This window comes from Salipiger sp., from assembly GCF_059781815.1.
On record NZ_JBYNAH010000295.1, the window covers coordinates 1 to 5,046 of the forward strand.

6 protein-coding genes and 1 other RNA gene are annotated in these 5,046 nt (G+C 67.6%); 4 read left to right on the forward strand and 3 right to left on the reverse strand.

Features of this window, described 5'->3' with window-relative positions:
* Positions 1-313, reverse strand: a transfer-messenger RNA (tmRNA) gene (ssrA, locus tag AC6RA4_RS23205); the annotation flags it as partial.
* A 262-nt stretch (positions 314-575) separates the two neighbouring features.
* Between ssrA and purM the strand changes: the two genes are divergently transcribed.
* Positions 576-1,622, forward strand: a complete 1,047-nt coding sequence (purM, locus tag AC6RA4_RS23210) for a phosphoribosylformylglycinamidine cyclo-ligase (protein WP_500164322.1) — start codon at positions 576-578, stop codon at positions 1,620-1,622.
* Positions 1,619-2,215, forward strand: a complete 597-nt coding sequence (gene purN, locus AC6RA4_RS23215) for a phosphoribosylglycinamide formyltransferase (protein WP_500164323.1) — start codon at positions 1,619-1,621, stop codon at positions 2,213-2,215. Before purM ends, purN begins: the two co-directional genes overlap by 4 nt.
* Here the strand turns inward: purN and AC6RA4_RS23220 are convergent.
* Positions 2,202-2,387 carry a hypothetical protein gene (locus AC6RA4_RS23220; protein ID WP_500164324.1) on the reverse strand — a complete coding sequence of 62 codons (186 nt, stop codon included), beginning with the start codon at positions 2,385-2,387 and terminating at the stop codon, positions 2,202-2,204. The genes purN and AC6RA4_RS23220 overlap by 14 nt on opposite strands.
* 239 nt (positions 2,388-2,626) lie before the next feature.
* Between AC6RA4_RS23220 and rnd the strand changes: the two genes are divergently transcribed.
* Entirely contained in the window at positions 2,627-3,784 is a 1,158-nt protein-coding gene (gene rnd / locus AC6RA4_RS23225) for a ribonuclease D (RefSeq protein WP_500164326.1), read from the forward strand.
* Between the two features lie 81 nt (positions 3,785-3,865).
* On the opposite strand, the gene AC6RA4_RS23230 is transcribed toward rnd, so the two are convergent.
* Complete coding sequence (locus AC6RA4_RS23230; protein WP_500164328.1) at positions 3,866-4,372, reverse strand: hypothetical protein; 507 nt, start codon at positions 4,370-4,372, stop codon at positions 3,866-3,868.
* A 131-nt stretch (positions 4,373-4,503) separates the two neighbouring features.
* Between AC6RA4_RS23230 and AC6RA4_RS23235 the strand changes: the two genes are divergently transcribed.
* A complete protein-coding gene (locus AC6RA4_RS23235; RefSeq protein ID WP_500164330.1) occupies positions 4,504-4,911 on the forward strand; it encodes a SufE family protein in 408 nt (135 codons plus the stop codon).
* The last annotated feature ends 135 nt before the right edge of the window (positions 4,912-5,046 follow it).

Genomic DNA, 5,046 nt, shown 5'->3' on the forward strand with positions numbered 1-5,046 from the left:
TACGCGGCTAGGCGCAAGGACTTAGATTTCGATCTTTCGGACTGCTTACGCAGCCAGAGCGACCGGAGCACGATTGTCGTTGGCAATTATGCAATTTGAACCGATAACGGTGGTATCTCACCGGGACAAAGCTACATCTTTACACGTTCGTCGATCCTGTTTCGGCCCCATGCCTCCCCCCAACGAAGGGTGATTTGGTGGAGCCGCCGGGTACCGCCCCCGGGTCCGATCCGCTTATTACATGCGCGTTTATGCCCATAGTTCCCGAGGGAACGATTTGAATATAGGCAGGTTGCGGGCGGATTCAAAGGGGGGGCGGGGCGGTGGTGCGAAATTTCCTGCGGCTGGCGGGCGGAGAGGGCGGGGCACGCCTCCGGCGGGAGTATTTTTGACGAAGAGAAGATGGGGGTTGCGCTGGGGGCCCGAGGGGGCGTGCGGGCGGTGAGTTGGAATGCCTCCGGCGGGAGTATTGGGGACGTAGAGAAGGTGGGGGCGGCGTGCGGGGCGGGGCGCTTGGCGCTTTTCTTCGCGGCGCGACTGCGCTAAGCCCGCGCGCAACGAACCCGGAGGGCGATATGAGCGACGGCAAGAACGGCATTACCTACGCGGATGCGGGCGTGGACATCGACGCGGGCAACGCGCTGGTCGACCGCATCAAACCGGCGGCGAAACGCACCAACCGCGCTGGCACCATGTCCGGCCTCGGCGGGTTCGGCGCGCTCTTCGATCTCAAGGCGGCGGGCTACACCGACCCGGTGCTGGTGGCCGCGACCGACGGCGTCGGCACCAAGCTGCGCATCGCCATCGACACCGGCCACCTTGATGGCGTCGGCATCGACCTCGTGGCGATGTGCGTCAACGACCTCGTCTGCCAGGGCGCCGAGCCGCTGTTCTTCCTCGACTACTTCGCCACCGGCAAACTCGACACCGACAGCGCCGCCCGCGTCATCGAGGGCATCGCCGAGGGTTGCGTGCGCTCGGGCGCGGCGCTGATCGGCGGCGAGACCGCCGAGATGCCCGGCATGTACCCGGCCGGCGATTTCGACCTCGCGGGCTTTGCCGTCGGCGCCATGGAGCGCGGCAGCGACCTGCCGGCGGGGGTGACCGAGGGCGACGTGCTCTTGGGGCTCGCCTCGGACGGGGTGCATTCCAACGGCTACAGCCTGGTGCGCAAGCTGGTCGAGGTCTCGGGCCTTGGCTGGGAGGCCGACTGCCCCTGGGCCGAGGGCTCGCTGGGCGAGGCGCTGCTGACGCCGACGCGGCTTTACGTCAAGCAGGCGCTTGCGGCGGTGCGCGCGGGCGGCGTGCACGCGCTGGCCCACATCACCGGCGGCGGCCTGACCGAGAACCTGCCGCGCGTCCTGCCCGAGGGCATGGGCGCCGAGATCAGCCTCGACGCCTGGGAACTGCCCCCGGTGTTCAAGTGGATGGCCGAGACCGGTGGCATTGCGCCCGCCGAGATGCTCAAGACCTTCAACTGCGGCATCGGCATGGTGCTGGCGGTGGATGCCTCCCGCGCCGAGGCGCTGGCCGAGCTGCTGCGCGCCGAGGGCGAGACCGTCTACACGCTTGGCACCGTCACCGGCGAGGCCGGCATGGCCTACGAGGGCACGCTGTCTTGAAACGGGTCGCCATCTTCATCTCGGGCGGCGGCTCGAACATGGTGAAGCTGGTCGAGAGCATGACCGGCGATCACCCGGCGCGCCCGGTGCTGGTGCTGTCGAACAGCGCCGACGCGGGCGGGCTGGCCAAGGCCGCCGAAATGGGCGTGCCGACGGCGGTGGTCGATCACCGGCCCTTCAAGGGCGACCGCGAGGCCTTTCAGGAGGCGCTGCAGGCGGAGCTTGTGAAGGCCGCGCCGGACATCCTCTGCCTTGCCGGCTTCATGCGGGTGCTGACCGCGAGCTTCGTTGAAAAATGGCAGGGGCGGATGCTCAACATCCACCCCTCGCTGCTGCCCAAGTATCGCGGGCTGCACACCCATGCCCGCGCCCTCGAGGCGGGCGACGCCGAGCATGGCTGCACCGTGCACGAGGTGACCCCCGAGCTCGACGAAGGGCCGATCCTCGGCCAGGCGGTGGTGCCGGTGCGCGCCGGGGATACCCCCGATGCGCTTGCGGCGCGGGTGCTGGTGCAGGAGCACCGGCTCTACCCGGCGGTGCTGCGGCGCTTCGCCGAGGGCAACCGCGAGACGCTGCGGCTCAGCGCCGAGTGACCAGCGACGGCGCGGCGTTGCCGTGCCAGTCCAGCGGGTCGAGTGCAGCCGGCGGCGCGAGAAGCGCCGGCACGCCCATCACGAGAAGCAGGGCCAGCGCCGCGATCAGCGGGGCGAGAGGAATCTGCGCGGTGTTGCGCGCGGGCAGGGGCGTTGTGTCCATGCAGGTCATGTCGGAAACTCCGGGTTGGCTGGGGCGTGATCCCGAGATAGGCCTTGCGCGACCATCTTGGAAATGAATGTTTGGCGGCTGACGCTTCACGAAATGTGATGAAATGATGCAGCACGGACGCGCGCCATGAAACGCGGTGGCGCTTTCGGGTTCGGGGGCTTTGCTCGGCGCGTCGGCGGGTGTAGGACAGGCCAACCCGCAAGAGCGAAGCAACAAGATCACAAGCGCCCGGAGCCCGCATGAAGACCATCACCTCGACCGAAGATCTCGCCGCCTTTTGCAGCGAGGCAGCCACGGCGCCCTATGTCACGGTCGATACGGAATTCCTGCGCGAACGCACCTACTATTCGAAACTCTGCCTGATCCAGCTGGCGTTTCCGGGCAAGGGCGACGAGAACGCCGTACTGGTCGATCCGCTGGCCGGAGAGCTGTCGCTCGATCCGCTGCTTGAGCTGTTCCGCAACCCCGACGTGGTCAAGGTCTTCCATGCCGCCCGGCAGGATCTCGAGATCTTCTTCATCGATCACGGCGTGATCCCCGATCCGCTTTTCGACACCCAGGTGGCGGCGATGGTCTGCGGCTTCGGTGAACAGGTGGGCTACGAGACGCTGGTCAAGCGCATCGCCAGGCAGGGGCTCGACAAGTCCTCACGCTTCACCGACTGGTCGCGCCGCCCGCTGACCGATGCGCAGAAGAAATACGCGCTCGCCGATGTCACCCACCTGCGGGTGATCTACGAACACCTCGCCGCCGAGCTTGAGCGTAGCGGTCGCGCCCGCTGGGTCGCCGAGGAGCTTGGCGTGCTGACCGATCCCGAAACCTATATCACCCGTCCCGAGGACGCCTGGCAGCGGGTCAAGACGCGCTCCTCGAGCCCGCGCTTCCTGGCGCTGGTGCGCGAGCTGGCGGCGTTCCGCGAGGACTATGCCCAGTCGCGCAACATCCCGCGCAACCGGGTGTTCAAGGACGACGCGCTGACCGAGCTGGCTTCGACCAAGCCGGTGACGATGGAAGATCTCGGCCGCTCGCGGCTGCTGCTGCGCGAGGCTCGCAAGGGACCGATCGCCGACGGCATCCTCGCGGCGATCAAGGCCGGGTTGGAGTGCCCGAAAGAGGATCTGCCGAAGCCCGACACCAGCAAGGATCAGCTGCAGGTGAATCCGGCGCTGGCCGATCTGCTGCGGGTGCTTCTGAAGGCCCGCACCGAGGCCTCGGGCGTGGCGGCGCGGCTGATTGCGCCGGCGGCGGATCTCGATGCCATGGCGGCGGGGCTGCGCGATGTGAAGGCGCTGACCGGCTGGCGCCGCGAGGTGTTCGGCGAGGACGCGCTGCGTCTTTGCGAAGGCCGTATCGGCCTCGCGGTCAAGGGGCGCGACGTCGAGGTCATCGAGATCTGAGCCACCGCTTCCCGCGTCGGCACGAAACGGCAACGGCGTCCCCGGGGAGGACGCCGTTTTGCGTTCGGGGCCGGCCTCTGGTCAGCGGCGGCTGACCAGCACATTGCTGCGGCCCGCGACGCGGATCTCGCGGATGCCATAGAGGTCCTGCTCGCTCAGCCAGACGGCGGCTGTGACGCTGCGCGCGTCGGCGTCGACATTGACCGGGCCGGCGGATTGCAGGGCATTCATGGTGTAGGCGAGGGTATCCTCGTCAGTCTGCGCCTCATCGGGGATCAGCCGCACGTCGAACGCGCCGGCACGGTTGGCGGTGCCGGTGACGCGGATGATCGCGCCGCCGGGGCGGCGCTCGATCAGCAGCTCGGAGATGGTGTCGATCGGGCTACCAAGATAGAGCTCGGCGGTGTTGTTGCGGAAGATCGACACGCGGCGGGCCGGGATCAGCGGGTTGTCGGCGCCGGTGGCGGCGGGGTCGATCTGGGCGGGAATGGATTCGCTTTGCCCGAACCAGTTGACCGGGTTCCAGCGGCTGCTGCAGCCCGTCAGGACAACGCCCGCGACGATCAGGACCGTGAGAGTTTTCTTCATGCCGTTGCTGCCCCTTGCCTGCCTTGCGCAACGGGTTATCGCATTGCGCCAGACTTGAAAAGCGCCGCGTTCCGGGGCTGGACCTTTGGCCCGGCTCTGCCTACCTGTTGGGGCGCAAGCAGGAGATATCTATGGCACAGGCAGCGTTCGAAGAGGTGGTCGAGGATTTCGAGTTTCTCGAGGACTGGGAGGACCGCTACCGGATGGTGATCGAGATGGGCAAGGCGATGGCGCCGCTGCCCGAGGCGCTGCGCGTGCCGGCCACCAAGGTCGAGGGCTGTGCCAGTCAGGTCTGGCTGCATCCGCAGATCGAGGCCGGGGTGTTTCACTTCCAAGGCGACAGCGACGCGATGATCGTGCGCGGCCTGATCGCGGTGCTGCACAAGCTCTATGACGGGTTGCCGGTGGGCGAGGTTTCGAAGCTCGACGCCCGTGCGGAGCTGGGGCGGCTGGGGCTCAACGAGCATCTGTCGGCGCAGCGCTCGAACGGGCTGCGCGCCATGGTGGAGCGCATCCAGACGACCGCCGCAGCGGCCTGATTGCAACATCAGATCAATGCGTTGCGAGCCGCGCCTTACGTTGGGCGTGAGGCTGCGGCGCGGCGCAGGGGGCCAGCCCCCTCTTGGCCTTCGGCCAATTCACCCCCGAGGTATTTCGAAACCAGAGAAGGCAGG